At 66.9% G+C, this 16,684-nt stretch carries 18 protein-coding genes; 11 read left to right on the forward strand and 7 right to left on the reverse strand.

Annotated elements, in window-relative coordinates; all coding sequences use genetic code 11:
* Window positions 1-23 precede the first annotated feature (23 nt).
* Window positions 24-1,124 carry a branched-chain amino acid aminotransferase gene (locus QWY76_RS00245; protein ID WP_290309108.1) on the reverse strand — a complete coding sequence of 367 codons (1,101 nt, stop codon included), beginning with the start codon at window positions 1,122-1,124 and terminating at the stop codon, window positions 24-26.
* Window positions 1,125-1,275: 151 nt separating this feature from the next.
* A complete protein-coding gene (locus QWY76_RS00250; RefSeq protein WP_290309109.1) occupies window positions 1,276-2,796 on the reverse strand; it encodes a leucyl aminopeptidase in 1,521 nt (506 codons plus the stop codon).
* Between the two features lie 284 nt (window positions 2,797-3,080).
* Here QWY76_RS00250 and lptF point away from each other — a divergent pair, with 284 nt between their 5' ends.
* Window positions 3,081-4,163: an LPS export ABC transporter permease LptF gene (gene lptF, locus QWY76_RS00255; protein WP_290309110.1), complete on the forward strand. Its 1,083-nt coding sequence runs from the start codon at window positions 3,081-3,083 to the stop codon at window positions 4,161-4,163.
* 34 nt (window positions 4,164-4,197) lie between these two features.
* Here the strand turns inward: lptF and QWY76_RS00260 are convergent, their stop codons facing one another.
* Window positions 4,198-5,343, reverse strand: coding sequence for an RNA-guided endonuclease InsQ/TnpB family protein (locus QWY76_RS00260; RefSeq protein WP_290309213.1), 1,146 nt, complete (start codon window positions 5,341-5,343; stop codon window positions 4,198-4,200).
* Between the two features lie 130 nt (window positions 5,344-5,473).
* Between QWY76_RS00260 and lptG the strand changes: the two genes are divergently transcribed.
* From lptG to bfr, 4 genes are all read left to right on the forward strand, one after another.
* Complete coding sequence (gene lptG, locus QWY76_RS00265) at window positions 5,474-6,538, forward strand: LPS export ABC transporter permease LptG (protein ID WP_290309111.1); 1,065 nt, start codon at window positions 5,474-5,476, stop codon at window positions 6,536-6,538.
* Window positions 6,539-6,552: 14 nt separating this feature from the next.
* The gene (locus QWY76_RS00270) at window positions 6,553-7,029 is read left to right on the forward strand and encodes an RDD family protein (RefSeq protein ID WP_290309112.1); all 477 of its coding nucleotides are present in this window, start codon (window positions 6,553-6,555) and stop codon (window positions 7,027-7,029) included.
* Window positions 7,030-7,132: 103 nt separating this feature from the next.
* Complete coding sequence (locus QWY76_RS00275; RefSeq protein ID WP_290309113.1) at window positions 7,133-7,339, forward strand: bacterioferritin-associated ferredoxin; 207 nt, start codon at window positions 7,133-7,135, stop codon at window positions 7,337-7,339.
* A 152-nt stretch (window positions 7,340-7,491) separates the two neighbouring features.
* The gene (bfr, locus tag QWY76_RS00280; protein ID WP_290309114.1) at window positions 7,492-7,968 is read left to right on the forward strand and encodes a bacterioferritin; all 477 of its coding nucleotides are present in this window, start codon (window positions 7,492-7,494) and stop codon (window positions 7,966-7,968) included.
* Window positions 7,969-8,032: 64 nt separating this feature from the next.
* On the opposite strand, the gene QWY76_RS00285 is transcribed toward bfr, so the two are convergent.
* The 3 genes from QWY76_RS00285 to QWY76_RS00295 are packed head-to-tail and all read right to left on the reverse strand — an operon-like array spanning window position 8,033 to window position 9,876.
* Window positions 8,033-8,260, reverse strand: coding sequence for a DUF1653 domain-containing protein (locus QWY76_RS00285; RefSeq protein ID WP_290309115.1), 228 nt, complete (start codon window positions 8,258-8,260; stop codon window positions 8,033-8,035).
* A 16-nt stretch (window positions 8,261-8,276) separates the two neighbouring features.
* Window positions 8,277-9,101, reverse strand: coding sequence for a tRNA cyclic N6-threonylcarbamoyladenosine(37) synthase TcdA (tcdA, locus tag QWY76_RS00290; RefSeq protein WP_290309214.1), 825 nt, complete (start codon window positions 9,099-9,101; stop codon window positions 8,277-8,279).
* A 16-nt stretch (window positions 9,102-9,117) separates the two neighbouring features.
* Window positions 9,118-9,876: a pseudouridine synthase gene (locus QWY76_RS00295; RefSeq protein ID WP_290309116.1), complete on the reverse strand. Its 759-nt coding sequence runs from the start codon at window positions 9,874-9,876 to the stop codon at window positions 9,118-9,120.
* Window positions 9,877-10,028: 152 nt separating this feature from the next.
* Here QWY76_RS00295 and aceK point away from each other — a divergent pair, with 152 nt between their 5' ends.
* The gene (gene aceK, locus QWY76_RS00300; RefSeq protein WP_290309117.1) at window positions 10,029-11,774 is read left to right on the forward strand and encodes a bifunctional isocitrate dehydrogenase kinase/phosphatase; all 1,746 of its coding nucleotides are present in this window, start codon (window positions 10,029-10,031) and stop codon (window positions 11,772-11,774) included.
* Between the two features lie 60 nt (window positions 11,775-11,834).
* Here aceK and QWY76_RS00305 read toward each other — a convergent pair whose 3' ends face one another.
* Window positions 11,835-13,166 (reverse strand): glycosyltransferase, encoded by a 1,332-nt coding sequence (locus QWY76_RS00305; protein WP_290309118.1) that lies wholly within the window; start codon window positions 13,164-13,166, stop codon window positions 11,835-11,837.
* Window positions 13,167-13,332: 166 nt separating this feature from the next.
* Here QWY76_RS00305 and QWY76_RS00310 point away from each other — a divergent pair, with 166 nt between their 5' ends.
* From QWY76_RS00310 to QWY76_RS00330, 5 genes are all read left to right on the forward strand, one after another.
* Entirely contained in the window at window positions 13,333-13,752 is a 420-nt protein-coding gene (locus tag QWY76_RS00310) for a SpoIIAA family protein (protein WP_290309119.1), read from the forward strand.
* A gap of 86 nt (window positions 13,753-13,838) precedes the next feature.
* The gene (locus QWY76_RS00315; RefSeq protein ID WP_290309120.1) at window positions 13,839-14,195 is read left to right on the forward strand and encodes a GFA family protein; all 357 of its coding nucleotides are present in this window, start codon (window positions 13,839-13,841) and stop codon (window positions 14,193-14,195) included.
* 144 nt (window positions 14,196-14,339) lie between these two features.
* Window positions 14,340-15,077, forward strand: coding sequence for a DUF899 family protein (locus QWY76_RS00320; protein ID WP_290309121.1), 738 nt, complete (start codon window positions 14,340-14,342; stop codon window positions 15,075-15,077).
* Window positions 15,078-15,192: 115 nt separating this feature from the next.
* Window positions 15,193-15,603: a VOC family protein gene (locus tag QWY76_RS00325; RefSeq protein WP_290309122.1), complete on the forward strand. Its 411-nt coding sequence runs from the start codon at window positions 15,193-15,195 to the stop codon at window positions 15,601-15,603.
* A gap of 394 nt (window positions 15,604-15,997) precedes the next feature.
* Window positions 15,998-16,666 (forward strand): dihydrofolate reductase family protein, encoded by a 669-nt coding sequence (locus QWY76_RS00330; protein WP_290309123.1) that lies wholly within the window; start codon window positions 15,998-16,000, stop codon window positions 16,664-16,666.
* The last annotated feature ends 18 nt before the right edge of the window (window positions 16,667-16,684 follow it).

Consider the following 16,684-nt stretch of genomic DNA (forward strand, 5'->3'; position numbering starts at 1 on the left):
CGCAGAACTAAATCAGCGTTTCCCTACACCAGGCGGGTCAGCCAGCCGCGCGTATCTTCACTGCGCCCGTACTGCAGGTCGAGCAGGCGGGTACGCAGGCGCTTGGCGATCTCGTTGTCGCCCGCCGCACTCAGGCGGATGGTGTCGTCCTCGGTGACCAGCTCGCCCACCGGGGTGATCACCGCCGCGGTGCCGCAGGCGAAGACCTCGACGATCTCGCCGGAGGCGGCGCCCTCGCGCCACTCGTCGATGCTGATCGGCCGCTCCTCCGGCGTCAGGCCCTCGTCGCGGGCCAGGGTCAGCACCGAGTCGCGGGTCACGCCCTCGAGGATGGTGTCGGTGAGGCGCGGGGTGGCGATGCGGCCATCGCGGAACACGAAGAACAGGTTCATGCCGCCGAGTTCCTCGACCCACTTGTTCTCGACCGCGTCGAGGAAGGCCACCTGGCTGCAGCCGTGGGCCGCGGCCTCCTTCTGGGCCGCCAGGGAGGCGGCGTAGTTGCCGCCGCACTTGGCGTAGCCGGTGCCGCCCGGGGCGGCGCGCTTGTAGTGGCTGGAGAGCCAGATCGACACCGGCTCCACGCCGCCCTTGAAATAGGCCGCCGCCGGCGAGGCGATCACGTAGTAGTCGACCTCCTGGGCCGGGCGCACGCCGAGGAAGGTCTCGCTGGCGATCATGAAGGGCCGCAGGTAGAGGCTCGACTCGTCGGCCTCGCTGGCGGGGGTGGGCACCCAGGCCTGGTCCTGGGCCAGCAGGGCCTTGAGCGAGCCGATGAAGTCCGCGTCGGACAGCTCCGGCAGCGCCAGGCGACGGGCGCTGCGGCGGAAGCGCTCGGCGTTCTTCTCGGGACGGAAGGTCCACACCGAGCCGTCGGCATGCCGATAGGCCTTCACGCCCTCGAAGATCTCCTGGCCGTAGTGCAGCACGGCGGCGGCGGGGTCCAGGGTCAGCGGGCCGTAGGGGCGCACCTCGTGGCCGTGCCAGCCGGCGTCCAGTGTCCAGCGCACATGGGCCATGTGATCGGTGAAGTAGAGGCCGAAGCCGGGGTTGGCGAGGATGTTATCGCGGATCTGGTCCGCCTTGGCCTGGGTGGACGGCAGCGAGGAAAAGCGTTCAATGGACACGGCAAGAGGTCTCCGCAACACACGAGGCGCATCGCGGCGCCTCGGGACGATACTGGGACATCGGGCAGGCGTCGCCTGCCCGATGCGTGAAAGTCGGCTTGTCACATGAAAAGGGCACCGCCGGGAAAACGCAACACCCGGCGGGGCGGAATCAGTCTTTGCTGATCTCGACCTGGCTGTCGGCCTCCCGGTCCAGCAGGTACTGGGTGAGCAGGCTGACCGGCCGGCCGGTGGCGCCCTTCTGCTTGCCGGACTGCCAGGCGGTGCCGGCGATGTCCAGGTGTGCCCAGGGGAACTTGTCGGCGAAGCGCGAGAGGAAGCAGGCCGCGGTGATGGTGCCCGCCGGGCGGCCGCCGATGTTGGCCAGGTCGGCGAAGTTCGACTCCAGCTGCTCCTGGTACTCGTCCCACAGCGGCAGGTGCCAGGCGCGGTCCCAGGCGGTCTCGCCGGCGTCGAGCAGGTCCAGCGCCAGGTCGTCGTCGTTGGACAGCAGGCCGGTGGCGTGGTGGCCCAGCGCGATGATCGCCGCCCCGGTCAGGGTGGCGATGTCGACCACGCTGGCGGGCTCGAAGCGCTCGGCGTAGGTCAGGGCGTCGCACAGCACCAGGCGACCCTCGGCGTCGGTGTTGAGCACTTCCACCGACAGGCCCTTGAGGGTCTTGAGGATGTCGCCGGGCTTGGTGGCGCGGCCGTCGGGCATGTTCTCGGCGCTGGCGACGATGGCCACCAGGTTGAGCTTCGGCTTCAAGGCGAGCACCGAGGTGACGGCGCCGAACACGCTGGCCGCCCCGCACATGTCGAACTTCATCTCGTCCATCGCCTCGCCGGGCTTGAGCGAGATGCCGCCGGAATCGAAGGTGATGCCCTTGCCGACCAGCACGTGGGGCGCCTCCTCGGGGTCCTCGGCGCCCTGGTAGGTCATGACGATCAGACGCGAGGGTTCCTCGCTGCCACGGCCCACGGACAGCAGCGAGTGGGCGCCGAGTTCCTCCAGGGCCGCCTCGTCGAGGATCTCGGCGCTCAGGGCGCCGCCGGAGTCGGTGGCCAACTGCTCGGCGCGAGCGGCCAGGTAGCGAGGCGTGCAGACGTTGCCTGGCAGGTTGCCCAGGGTGCGGGCCGTGTTGATGCCCTGGCCGATGCCGTCGCCGACCCGAGCCCCCTCGCGGGCCGCCTCGGCGTTGCCGCCTTCGCTGACCAGCAGGGTCACGCGGTCGAGCCTCGGCGCCGGGCCGGGCTCGGACTTGAACTCGGTGAAGCGATAGACGGCACGGTGGGCCGCCTCGGCCACCATGCGGGCCTTCCAGTCGCAGGCGCGGTCGGGGACCGGCACATCGGTGAAGGCCACGGCCGCATCATCCGCCGGCAGGGCCGCCAGGGCGGTGAAGGCGGCGTCCACGGCCTTGCGGAAGGCACCCTCCTGGCACTTGTCCCGGGTGCCCAGGCCGACCAGCAGCAGGCGGTCGGCGTTCAGTCCGGGCGCGAAGGGGATCATCTGGACGTTGCCCAGCCTGGCGTTGAAGTCGTCGCGCTCGATCAACTGGCCGATCAGCCGCTCGCTGGCGTCGTCGAGCTTGGCGGCGGCAGGCAGCAGATCGCCATCCTTGAACACCGGTACCACGAGGCAGGCCGTCTCGATCTTGGCGGGATTGGCCGTCTGAACTGGGAATTCCATGGTGTCTCCACAAGACAAGCGGTGGGGGATTCTGGATAATGCCGGCACGTTGCCGAGTCGTTCCAGTGTACCCCAGGAGCCAGCCGGACTTCACACCGAACTAGCGTGACGACGGGGGCCCTTGCGTCCGCGCTTCCACCACCGGGCGGGCCAGGCGCCCCGAACGATCGACGCACGCGTTGCGACGGCCTGCGGCGACGATCGGTGACGTCCGACAGGTTCCGGGCAACGCCTCATTGCATGGAAGATGGCCGGGCCGAAGGGCCCCGGGACGGGAGACAACGTTGATCATATTCCGCTACCTGACCCGCGAGATCCTGCAGACCATGGCCGCCGTGGCCGGGGTGCTGCTGCTGGTGATCATGGGCAGTCGCTTCATCCGCTACTTCTCGACCGCGGCCGAGGGCGAGATCCCGGTCGACATCCTCGGCATCCTGATGCTCTACCACCTGCCGGGCTTTCTCGAGCTGATCCTGCCGCTGGCCTTCTTCCTGGGCATCCTGCTGGCCTACGGCCAGCTCTACCTCAACAGCGAGATCACCGTGCTGGTCGCCTGTGGCACCAGCCCCAACCGGCTGCTGCAGGTGAGCCTGGTGCCCGCCACCCTCGTCGCCCTGCTGGTGGGCGCGTGCAGCCTGTGGTTGACCCCGGCCGGCGCCCTGCACAATGAGGTATTGCTCGAGGAGCAGCGCAGCCAGCTCGACTTCTCCGCGCTGACTCCCGGGCGCTTTCAGGATTTCGGTGGCGGGCGTACCGCCTACACCGAGGCGTTGACCGACGACCAGAGCCGCATGCGGGAAGTCTTCATCAGCGAGCGCCAGCAACGCAGCGACGGCACCCCCCAGACCGTGGTGACCCGCGCCGGCGAAGGCTACCAGACCGTCGACGAGGACACCGGCAGCCGCTTCCTGGTGCTGGCCGACGGCGAGCGCTACAGCGTCGAGCCGGGGCAGGCCCAGGCCGAGCGGCTGGCGTTCGGCACCTATGCCGTGCGCCTATCGCGGGCCGACCAGAACCCCGAGCTCGACTCGCCCGAGTATGCCTCCACGGCGGCACTCTTCGCCGATGGCGACGCGCCCGCCCAGGCCCAGCTGCAGTGGCGACTGGGCCTGCCGCTGATGGTCTTCATCCTGACCCTGCTGGCCATGCCGCTGTCGCGGGTCAACCCCCGCCAGGGACGCTTCGCCAAGCTGCTGCCGGCGATCTTCCTCTACGTCGCCTACTTGAGCCTGCTGCTGGCGGCGCTGGATGCCATCGGCCGGGGTGGCTGGCCGGTGGCGCTGGGCATGTGGCCGATCCATGCCGTCTTCCTGATCATCGGCCTGGGGATGACCCTGCAGGCCCAGCGCAAGGGGATGAGCGGTTGACGGCTCCCCTCCCTGAAGGCAGGGGATTCCCAATTCACCGAGAATCGGACACGGAGACTGGCTCCATGCCGCTTACATTCTCTCCAAGGGCTAACACCGCCAGCCCGGCGGCTTTAATGTTGACCGCGGCGTTGACGTCACGGTCATGTTCGGCTGCACACTCCGGGCACGTCCAGGTACGGACCTGTAGCGGCATCTTGTCCACTACATACCCGCAGCCAGAACAACGCTTGCTGGACGGATACCACGAGTCAATGCTGGACACTTGCCGGCCTGCCCAGTCAGCCTTGTATTCCAGCTGTCGGACGAACTCGCCCCAGCCGGCGTCGCTGATCGACTTGGCGAGGTGTGGGTTGCGCAGCATGTTCTTGACCTTGAGGGATTCGACGCAGATCACTTGGTTCTCGTTAACGATCTGGCGGGACAGCTTGTGCAGGTTGTCCATGCGGCAATCGGAGATCTTGGCGTGAACGCGCGCCACTTTCTGCCGAGCCTTGGCACGGTTCTTCGAGCCGAGTTTCTTGCGGCTCAGCGCTTGCTGCGCCTTGGCAAGACGGGGCGCGTATTTCGCCGTATGGCGGGGATTGCCGGTTCGATGTCCGTCGCTGGTGACGAACAGGTCGCTCAGACCGAGATCGATGCCCACCATCTTCGGGGTCACGGGCAGCGTCTCGGGGTCGAACTCACACAGGCAACTGACGAAGTAGCGACCTGCCGAGTCCTTGGACACGATGATGGTGGTTGGCTCGCTGGGGAGCGGACGACTCCAGCGGATGGCCAGCGGCGACTTGCACTTGGCCAGGAATACCTGCCCGTCGCGATATGTGAAGGCCGAGCGGGTGAACTCCGCCGACTGGCGGTGCCGTTTGCTCTTGAAGTTCGGATACTTGGCGCGTCCTTCAAAGAAGTTCTTGAAGGCGGCCTGCTGATGGCGAAGGCACTGTTGAAGCGGGACCGAGCTGACTTCGTTGAGGAATGCCGTCTCGTCGGCCTTCTTCATCCGCGACAGGTGGGCATTGGCCGCCGTATAGCCGATTTTTGCGTTGTGCGCGTAGAAGGCATCGGTACGATAGCGAAGCACCGCGTTGTAGACGAAACGCACACAGCCGAACGTCCGGGCCAGCAGCTGCGCCTGCTCGGGCGTCGGGTAGAAGCGGTACTTGTAGGCGCGTTTCATCATGACGTACAGCATAGAACGCAAACTGTATAGATAGCCAGTAAAGAACGGAGGAAAGCGAGAAAAGGGGCGCCTGACGGCGCCGCGCTATCCCTCCCCGCACTCGAAGTGCGGGGTATCTCGCGCAAACCTGATGATCGCCGACCGACTCGACCGCTATATCGCACGCAATGTGCTGGGGGCCATCATCGTCGTCCAGGCGGTGCTGCTGGGCCTGGACCTGGTGATCACCTACATCAACGACCTGGGCGACGTGGAGGGCGGCTACGGGGCCCTCGAGGTGCTGCTCTACCTGGTCTTCCGGCTGCCCTGGCGCTTCTACCAGTACGCCCCGGTGGGGGTGCTGATCGGCGCCCTGATCGGGCTCGGCAGCATGGCCTCGAGCAACGAGCTCACCGTGATGCGGGCCGCCGGGCGCTCGCTCACGCGGATCCTCTGGGGGGTGATGAAGCCGATCATCCTGGTGATCGCCGTGGTGCTGTTCGTCGCCGAGTTCGTCAGCCCGCGCACCGAGCAGTTCGCCAGCGCCTGGCGGCTGGAGAAGATGCAGGGCGAGGGGGCCGTATTGACCGAGCGGGGCGGCTGGCAGCGCGAGGGCGACAGCTTCTACCGCTTCGGTGCCATCCGCGCGGACCAGGTGGTGCTCGACCTGACCCGTTACCGCTTCGAGGGGCATGAGCTGCGCGAGGCCCTGAGCGCCCGCCGCGCGGTGTGGCGCGACGGCGGCTGGGTGCTCGAGGACGTGGCCGTGACCCGCTTCGAGGAGGGCCGCACCGAGGCGAGTCACCAGGCGACTCGGCCCTGGGAGACCGAGCTGACCCCGGCCGCGCTCGACCGCCTGCTGCGCGACGTGGAGACCCAGGCGCCCAGCGAGCTGTGGGCCTACGCCCGCTACCTGCACGCCCAGGGCCAGCGGGCCACCCAGCCGCTGCTGTACTTCTGGCAGAAGATGTTGATGCCGCTGACCATGGCCTCGCTGGTGCTGGTGGCGGCCTCTTTCGTGTTCGGGCCGCTGCGCAGCGTGGCCGCCGGGACCCGAGTGTTCTACGGCGTGATCACGGGGCTGGTCTTCAAGTACCTGCAGGACCTGCTGGGGCCGGCCTCCACGGTGTTCGGCTTCTCTCCCGCCTGGGCCGTGCTGGTGCCCACCCTGATCTGTGCCGGGCTGGGGCTCTATCTGCTCCGCCGCACCGGCTGACCCGGAGACCCGCCATGCCGCGACGCTTCGATCACCTCAACGATGTCTGGCCCGCCGGCCTGGGGCGCCGCCTCGGCGCCATGCTCTATGATGGCCTGCTGGTGCTGGCCCTGTGGATCGTCATCACCGCCGGCCATGTGGCGGTGACCCGGCTGGTGATCGGCCTGCCGCCGGAGCGGGTGGGGCTGGGCGCCGCCCAGGTGCTGTCGCTGCGCCTGCTGATGGCGCTCTCGGCCTATGCCTTCTTCGCCTACTTCTGGACCCGAGGCGGCATGACGCTGGGCATGCAGGCCTGGCGACTGCGGGTCCAGACCCCCGATGGCCGGTCCATCAGCCTGCTGCAGAGCCTGCAGCGCTTCCTCGTCGGGGCGCTGTCCTTCCTGCCCCTGGGGCTCGGTCACCTGTGGGTGCTGTTCGATGCCGAGAAGCGCAGCTGGTCGGACCTGGTCTCGGGAACACGGGTGGTGGTGCTGCCCAAGAGCAGGAAGTAGCCGCTGCCTGGCCGAAGGGGATGAGAAATTTTCTCGCGCTATGGTTGCGATAGTCCATGCGAATCATTTACATTCATCCTCGTGATCAGCGCGAGGTGTTCTCATGTATGTGTGTCTCTGCAAGGGTGTGACCGACAAGGCAATCCGCCGGACCGTGGAGGAAGGGGCGCGCACCTGGCGCCAGGTCCAGCGCGAGACGGGGTGCGGTACCCAGTGCGGCAAGTGCGGCTGCATGGCCAAGGGCATCACCCGCGAGGCCATCCGTGAGGAGCTGGCGATGGCCAGCGAGGGGCTTGCCTACGCCGTGTGATGGCAATCGCTATCGTTTCGGTTGTCGTTATCAACGCATTGATTTTATTGCATTTTTCTTGATATCACCTAGACTGCTCCAAGGACGTGGCGGTACGCCAATGTGCGTGCCAAGCTGAACAGCGACCCTGACGAGTGCAACGAGGTGAAGTCATGAAAGGTGACAAGAAGGTCATCGAGTACCTAAATACCGCTCTTGGCAATGAACTGGTCGCCATCAACCAGTATTACCTGCACGCCAAGATGTTTCAGGACTGGGGCCTGGCGGCGCTTGGCAAGTTCGAGTACGACGAGTCCATCGACGAGATGAAGCACGCCGACAAGCTGATCGAGCGGATCCTCTTCCTCGAGGGCGTCCCCAACCTGCAGGACTACGGCAAGCTGCTGATCGGCGAGGACACCAAGGAGATGCTCGAGTGTGACCTCAAGCTGGAGCAGAAGGGGCGCGACGACTATATCGAGGGGATCGCCTACTGCGAGTCGGTGCAGGACTACGTCACCCGCGACCTGTTCAAGTGCATCCTCGAGGACGAGGAAGAGCATATCGACAAGCTCGAGACCGAACTCGGCCTGATCGACAAGGTCGGCCTCGAGAACTACCTGCAGAAGCAGATGCACGCGGCGGAGTGACCCCGCCGGTCGGCCTCGCTTCCCTCACGAAGGCGCCCCGCGGGGCGCCTTCGTCGTGTGGGCATCAGGAAAAGGCCTTCTCCAGGGCGAAGCGCGGTAGCGGTTCGCCCTGCACCTCGACGGTCTCCATGAACATCGACAGCGGTCGCACCCAGAGGCCGTAGTCGCCATACAGGGCGCGGTAGGCCACCAGCGGTTCCTCGGTCTCGCTGTGGTGGGCCACGCCGATAACCTCGTAGAGCGGGCCCTTGTAGTGGCGGTAGATGCCGGGCACGGGATAGTGCGCTTCCATCTGCGGATTCCTCGGGTCAGGGGGCGGCGGCGTCCCGGGCCAGGCGGGCCAGGGTGCGCGAGGCGGCGACGAAACCGAAGCTGCCGGTGACGAAGGTGGCGGCGCCGAAGCCCGAGGCACAATCGAGGCGGGTGGCCTCGCCGGCACCGGGCTTCTGCAGGCAGACCTCGCCGTCGGCGCCGGGGTAGACCAGCTGCTCGTCGGAATAGACGCACTCCACCGAGAAGCGGCGCTTGGGATTGCGGGAGAAGCCATGGTCCCGGCGCAGGCGGGCACGCACCTTGGCCAGCAGCGGGTCGTGCTCGGTGCGGGTGAGGTCGGCCACGCGGATGCGGGTGGGGTCGGTCTGGCCCCCGGCGGCACCGGTGACGGTGATCGGCAGCTTGCGGCGCTTGCACCAGGCGATCAGTGCCGCCTTGGCCACCACGCTGTCGATGGCGTCGACCAGGTGGTCGGCGTCCTCGGGCAGGCGGTCGGCGAGATTGGTCGGGGTCACGAAGGCGCTGTCCGCCACCACCTCGATGCCCGGCTGGATGGCGCGGCAGCGCTCGGCCAGCACCTCCACCTTGGGACGGCCGATGGTGCCGTCCAGGGCATGCAGCTGGCGATTGACGTTGGAGACGCAGACATCGTCCAGGTCGATCAGGGTCAACCGGCCGATTCCGGACCGCGCCAGGGCCTCCACGGCCCAGCTGCCCACGCCGCCCACGCCCACCACCACCACATGGGCGCGGCGGAAGCGCGCCAGGGCGCGGGCGCCGTACAGGCGGCGGATGCCACCGAAGCGCAGCTCGTGGTCATCGGTCGCGTGGGGGGACGGGGGCAGCAGGGTGTCGGTCATGGGCATCGGTGGCGTGTCAGGCGAGGGCGGAGGTGGCATTCGGCCGGTGGTTCGCGGGCAGGTGGCCCGCCCAGCCGAAGCGCTGGAAGAGGGCGGTCATCGGCGCGTCCAGGGCGCAGCCCAGCGCCAGGCGGCGGCCGTCCACGGGATGGTCGAAGGTCAGGCCCACGGCCGCCAGCAGCAGCCGGGCGCAGTCCAGGTGCTCGGCGAAGAAGCGGTTGTGGTTGCCCTTGCCGTGCTTGGCGTCGCCGATGATCGGGTAGCCGCGGCGGGACAGGTGGCGGCGGATCTGGTGGCGCCGACCGGTCAGCGGGCGAGCCTCCATCAGCGAGTAGCGGGCCCGGGGATAGCGGTCGACCTGCACCGGCAGCTCGACGCTGTCCAGCCGTCGCACCTGCGTGATCGCCGCCATGGCCGGCATCTCGGCCTTGGGCCGCCGGCCGTCCTCCTCGCGCAGCGCATAGTCGAGGCGGGCGGCGTCGGGGCCCACGCCGCGCACCACCGCCAGGTAGCGCTTCTCCACCCGGCGTTGCTCGAAGGCGTCGGCCAGGCGCGTGGCCGTCTCCGGTGACAGGGCGAAGACCATCAGCCCCGAGGTGGGGCGGTCGAGGCGGTGCACCGGGTAGACGCGCCGGCCGAGCTGGTCGCGCAGGGCCTGCAGCAGGACATGGCGCTCCCCGCGGGCCAGGGCGGTGCGATGCACCAGCAGACCGGCCGGCTTGTGCACGGCGACCAGGTGCTCGTCGTGATAGAGGATGGGCAGCGGTTGCGTCATGGTGCGCTCGATCGGCAGGTGACAACGAGGGCGCCATTGTCGCCGCCCCGGTCGCAGATGTCATCACGGCTGTCACGGCGCGCCCCACCTTGGTCGGCTCGCGCCGGCGGGGAAAATACGCGAAGCTGGAAGGCCGCTACATGGAGGTCGCCATGAGACACTCGCCCGCCTATCGCCTCGCCGCCACCATCCTGCATGGCTTCGACGAGTACCGCTCGCGGTTCAAGGAGATCACCGCCGATGCCAGCCGCCGCTTCCGGGATGCGGCCTGGCGGGAGGCCCAGCAGGCCTCGGCGGAGCGGATCGATCTGTATGACGAGAAGGTCCAGGTCACCCTGGCGCGGCTCAAGCGGACCTTCGAGGAGGACCTGCTGGTCGACTTCGAGTCCTGGCGGGAGGCCCGTCGCCACTACGCCGACCTGGTCAGCCAGCGGCTCGACTACGAGCTGGCCGAGACCTACTTCAACTCGATGTTCTGCTCGCTGTTCCACCATCGCCACATCCGCAACGACTGGATGTTCGTCTATCGCTCCCGCGAGTACGCCGCTCACCACTCGGGCCTCCAGCTGTGCCGGCGCCAGGCGGTGGGCGATGACTGGCACCAGGCGCTGCGCTGGGCGCTGGCCGAGGCGCCCTTCGAGACGCCCTTCGAGGACCTGGAGCGGGACGCCGCCCAGGGCGGCGACTTCCTGCGTCGCCAACTGCCCGCGGCGATCCTCGACGATCCCCAGGCCGAGATCGAGCTGATCAAGAGCGTCTTCTACCGCAACAAGGGGGCCTACCTGGTCGGCCGCATTCGCGGCGGCGGCGAGCAGGTGCCGCTGGTGCTGCCGGTGCTCCACGAGGCGGGCGACGGGCTCCATCTGGACACCGTGATCATCGAGCCCGACGAGGTCTCGATCATCTTCTCCTTCACCCGGGCCTACTTCCAGGTCAAGGTCGTGGTGCCCAGCGAGTTCGTCCACTACCTCCAGGAAGTGATGCCCGACAAGCCCCAGGGCGAGCTGTATGCCGCCATCGGCTTCTACAAGCAAGGCAAGACCGAATTCTTCCGCGCCCTCAATGCCCAGGTGGCCAAGCGCGAGGACCGGTTCGTGATCGCCCCCGGGGTGCGCGGCATGGTCATGGCGGTGTTCGTGCTGCCGTCCTCCCGCACCGTGTTCAAGATCATCAAGGACCGCTTCGACCCCACCAAGGAGATGAGCCACGAGAACGTCCGCGAGAAGTACCGGCTGGTCAAGCGTCACGACCGGGTGGGGCGCATGGCCGATACCCAGGAATTCTCGAACTTCATCGCCCGCCAGGACCACTTCGACCCGCAGTGCCTGGCGCACCTGCTCGAGGTGGCGCCCTCCACCGTCTACCTGCGGGGGGACAAGGTGATCATCGAGCACTGCTACACCGAGCGCATGATGATCCCGCTCAACCTCTACCTGGAGGACTGCGACGAAGCCGAGACGCGGGCGGTGCTCAAGGACTACGGCAATGCCATCAAGCAGCTCGCCGCGGCCAACATCTTCCCCGGCGACATGCTGCTGAAGAACTTCGGGGTGACCCGGCACGGCCGGGTGATCTTCTACGACTACGACGAGATCTGCTACCTCACCGAGTGCAACTTCCGGCATATCCCCGAGCCCATGTACCCGGAGCAGGAGCTGGCCGACGAGCCCTGGTACTCGGTGGGGCCCAACGATGTGTTCCCCGAGGAATTCGGTCCCTTCCTGTTCGCCGACGTGCGCCTGCGCAAGCTGTTCTACACGCTGCATCCGGAGCTGTTCGACGCCGACTACTGGAAGGGGCTGCAGCAGGCCATCCGTGACGGGCGGGTCATCGACGTCTATCCGTACCGCAACAAGCAGCGCTTCGCGGCCGACGCCGACAACGGCCTGGTCCACTAGCCAGGCTGTCGCGTCCCGTACTCGCCCGCGACCATCCCTCCCGGCGCGTGGGAGCCCCAGCTACCGGCCGACCACGCATCCCCGATACGTCCGCGCCAGCTCGGCCGCCAGGCTATCCTCGTGCCACCGGGCGGCGTGGAGGGGGCCGCGGCGGGCGAGTTCGGCCTGGAACGCCGAGTCGCCCAGCACGCGGTTGACCTTGTCGGCGAAGTCGGCGTGGCGCTCCTCGGCGATCAGGCAGCCGGCGCCGTCCTCCAGCATATCGCGAGTGCCCATGACCGCGGTGGAGACCACCGGGGTGCCCAGCGCCAGGGCTTCCAGCAGCACCAGCCCCTGTGTCTCCGTGCGCGACGCGAACACGAAGACATCGGCGGCGCGGTAGGCCGCCTGCAGGGGGCCGTCGCGGTCGAGGTAGCCGAGAAAGATCACCGCCTCGCCAAGCCCCGCCTGCTGTGCCTGGTGAGCCAGCGCCGCCTGGGCCGGCCCTTCGCCGGTGATGATCAGCCGGGTGGTGGGGTGCCTGGCCAGCACGCGGGGGAGCATCTCGATCAGGAAGCCGATGTTCTTCTCATTGGCCGCCCGGCCCACGAAGAGCAGCAGCCTGGCCTCCGCTGGCAGGTCGTAACAGCGGCGGAAATCGCTCGCTTCATGGGGATGGGAAAAGGCCTCCAGCGCCAGTCCGGTGGGGATGATCGCCATGGGCGTGGTGACGCCGTAGCGCTCCAGCGCCTCGCCCATGGCGCGGGAGGGCGCCACCAGGGCGTCGAGCTGGTGGCACTGGCGCACCGTGAGGCGGCGGGCGGCGAAGCGCAGCCAACGACGCGGCAGCCAGCGCACATAGTGGTGCAGGTACTCCTCGAACAGGGTGTGATAGGTGGCCACCACCGGAATGCCCAGCCGACGCCCCAGGGCGATGCCGGCGTAGTGGGCCACGAAGGGGGTGTGCACATGGATCAGGTCGAAGGCCTCCGCGGCGAGCTGCGGTGTCAGGGCCATCAGCTCGCGGTAGTGCATCATGCGATCCTCGGGATCGCCTGGCACGCCACGGGACGGGATGCGCAGCACCTCCGGTGCGTCGGTCTGCCCCAACGGGTAGTCGGGGCAGATCAGGGTCACCGCGTGGCCCTGGCGCTCCAGGGCGCCGTGAAAGCTGGCAATGGAGGTGGAGACGCCGTTGATGCGCGGAAAGAACACATCCGAGATGATCAGGATGCTCAGCGGCCGCAGGGCTGCCTCGTACGACGGCGTGCTCGTCGGCAGGGCGGTAACGGCCAGTGCCTGCCGGGATAGCCGCCCGGCCTGGCACTGCGGGGTCAGCGCATTGCCGGCCGCCAGCCGGGGCAGGTGCTCTACTTCCGCTGCGCTGAGCGGTTCGCGCGCGCGTCGGGGCATGCTGGGCGACTCTCTTGTGGCATACAGCCTTATGCTTGCGCGGGATGGTGACGGTTTCGTGACCTCGCCCGCCGCGCCCCGTGGACACCGGCGGGGCGGTCACGGCGCGCTATGCTGAAAGCGACCGAGGCGCTTTGCTGCTCTCTCAACCTCAAGGAGAACCCCCATGTTGGACTTCATCTCCCATCCGGCGGGCCATGTCGTGGCGATGCACGCGGGCGGTGTCGTGACGGCCAGGGAGCTGCAGCGCGCCATCGATGCCATCGAGGCCGCCAAGCGGGCCCATCCCAGGGTCAGCCTGGTGGTCGAGATCGACGGCCTTCGCTGGCTGACGCTGACCGCCCTGTTGAAGGATATCGGCTACGGCCTGACCCAGCTCGGCGATCTCAAGCACTACCACCGGGCCGCCGTGGTCACCGACCAGGAGTGGGTCAAGCATCTCAGCCACCTGGAAGAGCGGCTGTTCAAGGCCGTGGAGATGCGCACCTTTCCCAGGCGCGAGCACGCCGCGGCCATGGCCTGGGCCGGGGACTTGCCCAAGGGGGCCCACGAGAATCCCGAAGATGATGGCTACCACGGAGCCTGACCTTGCCGCGCCATCGGCGAACGCGAAGTTCAATGCCTGTCAGGCGGTAGAACTTACCCCCAGGCAGCTGAGGAGGAGATGACATAATGCAACTGACGCATTGCGAGGGTAGCTGTCAGTGTGGAGCCGTCGCCTATGAAGTCGACGTAGACCTGGAGAACACCCTCACCTGCAACTGTTCTCGTTGCCAACGCATGGGCTTTGTATTGGCATTTACCTCGGTGGAACATTTTCGGTTACTTTCCGGGGAAGCGACACTCACCGAGTACCTCTTTAACAAGAAGGCGATCCGTCACCTTTTCTGCAACATCTGCGGTGTCGAGAGTTTCGCCTACGGCGAGATGCCTGATGGGTCTCCAACGGTTGCCATAAACGTCAACTGCTTGTCTGGAGTCGATCCCAGAGCGCTGGAGAGTCGGCATGTCGATGGCAAGAGCTTCTAGGCGTGGAGCACCGCCTGACAAGGCCACTCGCAATCAGCCATGCCAACACCGCATGGGCTGGACCTCGCCGTCGCTCGGCCCGGGTTGGCGGCGTGGGGCTCGAGAATGTGCGGCGTTGGGCTCGAGAAGGTAGAGGAGAACGCCATGACAGCATCGCCAACTCCGCAAATCGTGACACGTGACCAGTGGGAGCGGGCTCGTGCCGAGATGCTGGTCCGCGAGAAAGCGCACACGCGCGCCGGCGACCAACTGGCCGCGGCTCGGCGACGCCTGCCGATGACGCGGATGGAGCCGCTGACGGTGGTGGGGGCGGAAGGCCCCGTCGCTCTGCACGAGGTGTTTGAAGGCCGGCGCATGTTGATCGTGTACCACTTCATGTGGAAGCGGCAGGGCATGCCCCACCAGCAGTGCGAGGGCTGCACCCACACTCAGGCAGCGATGAACTCCGCCGTCTGCGCCTATCTGGCCGAGCGTGACGTGACCTACGCCGTCTTCAGCAGCGGTCCGTGGGACGAGATCGCCGCCTACCGAGAGTTCATGGGCTGGACGACGCCGTGGTACTCGACCGCCGGTTCAGCGGACGCGCTGGCGACCCGAGACGGTGGCGACGTGCGCTGCTACCTGCGGGGCGACGGCGATCAGGTGTTCCAGACGTATGACACGACGGCGCGAGGGATCGAGGCCATGATGCCCACGCTGCAGTTGCTCGATCTCACGCCCTACGGCCGGCAGGAGACCTGGGAGGACTCGCCCGACGGCTGGCCGCAGCAGGACCAGGCCGGATCGTGGTGGCGGCGTGACGGCCGGCCAGTGGCTCAGTGGACGCGTACCGACGTGCCGGTAGAACGAGAAACCGGTTGCTGCACTGAAAAGAGGCAATGACGACTGACAATCAGGTCATGTCGTCCCCAACGGGCGCGGGCCGGGACGGTTTCCAGTTCGTTCCGCCCCATGGCAGGGGCGTCAGGCATCATCACTTTCATCATGGGGACCGGTAATGAGCGTTGAACTTGACCATGCGAGCGTTCCGGTTCGGGATAGAAGGGCGGCGGCTGAATTGCTCGCCTACCTGCTGGACGTTCCTTGGGCCGAGTCGGGGACGGGCCCTTTTTCTCCTGTTTACGTGAACGACGGACTGACACTGGATTTCGACGAAGCGGACGGCGCTTTCCCTGTGCAACACTTTTGTTTTCGTGTGGGCGAGGAGGCGTTCGATGGGATCCTGGCCAGAATCAGGGCCAAGGGAATCGAGTACAGAAGTACCCCGCATGGTCCGGTAGATATGGAGATCAATACGCAGCATGGGGGCCGAATCGTGTATTGGAACGAACCTGACGGCCATGTATGGGAAGTCTTGACGGTCAGCTATGCCCGGCAGCCGCAGCAAGGCATACAAGGGGAAGCCTGAGCTTTGTCTGAAAAGCCGACGAGCGATGGCCAGGGCTAGGCCCGCTCCCGGCGGGCCAACGCATTTCCCACTTCCATGTGGGTCACAAGGAAAAGATCGGAGAAAAGACGGAGTTTACGCGGTGTAAATGAGTACTTTGACCGGGCTCGCGCACGAGCCGATTGTTAACGCCGGATGGGTGAGCGCAGGCAGTTTTCAGACAAAGCGTAACCAGGGCGCTGGATTCCGACGCTTGACCGCTTCCTTCCTTCGCTGCCGCTCCGGTCGCTCGCCGCCGAGCGCGGCTGAGCGTCGTCGTTGGGCGTCACTCGCACCCAGGGCGCACCGGGCTGGCGATTCCCCGGTGTCTCGTTCGACGACGGGGTGCTCGCAGGCGAACCAGGGGGATGACCGCATGCGAAAAGTGATTGTCGGCGCCATGGTGTCACTGGATGGCGTCATGCAGGCGCCTGGCGGGCCGCGAGAAGACCCGACCGGCGGATTCAGCTACGGCGGCTGGGTCGCGCCGCTGGCGGACGAGGTGTTCGGCGAAGAGATCGCCAGGCTGTTCAGTCAGCGTTTCGACCTGCTGCTCGGGCGGAAGACATACGAGATCTTCGCCGCGCACTGGCCGTATGCCGAAGAGGGACCCGATGATGCCATCGCCAGAACCTTCAACTCGATCAATAAGTACGTTGCGACCCGCCAGGGCGTGGAGCTGACCTGGAAGGGGTCGGTGGCCCTCAGTGACGCGGCGGCCGATGTCGCGAGGCTGAAGCAGGAAGACGGACCCGCACTGGTCACTCAAGGCAGCACCGACCTGATTCGCACGCTGTTTGCGAGCGATCTCGTCGACGAGATCGATCTGTTCATGTTCCCCGTCGTGCTCGGGAGAGGCAAGAAACTGTTCCATGATGACGGAACGCCGGCGGGGTTCAAACTCGTCGCCAGTCGAGTGTCGCCCAGCGGTATCGTGATCGCGCGGTATGTGCGTGACGGCGCGGTGAGAACCGGTGACTTTGCCATGCATCCCCCTACGCCGGCGGAAGTCGCACGGCGTGAGAAGCTGCAGCGAGAGGGCTAGCAGTCCGGGGCAAGCGCC

Origin of the sequence: Halomonas maura (genome assembly GCF_030409305.1) — a bacterium.
In the GTDB taxonomy this organism is placed as follows: Bacteria; Pseudomonadota; Gammaproteobacteria; order Pseudomonadales; family Halomonadaceae; genus Halomonas; species Halomonas maura.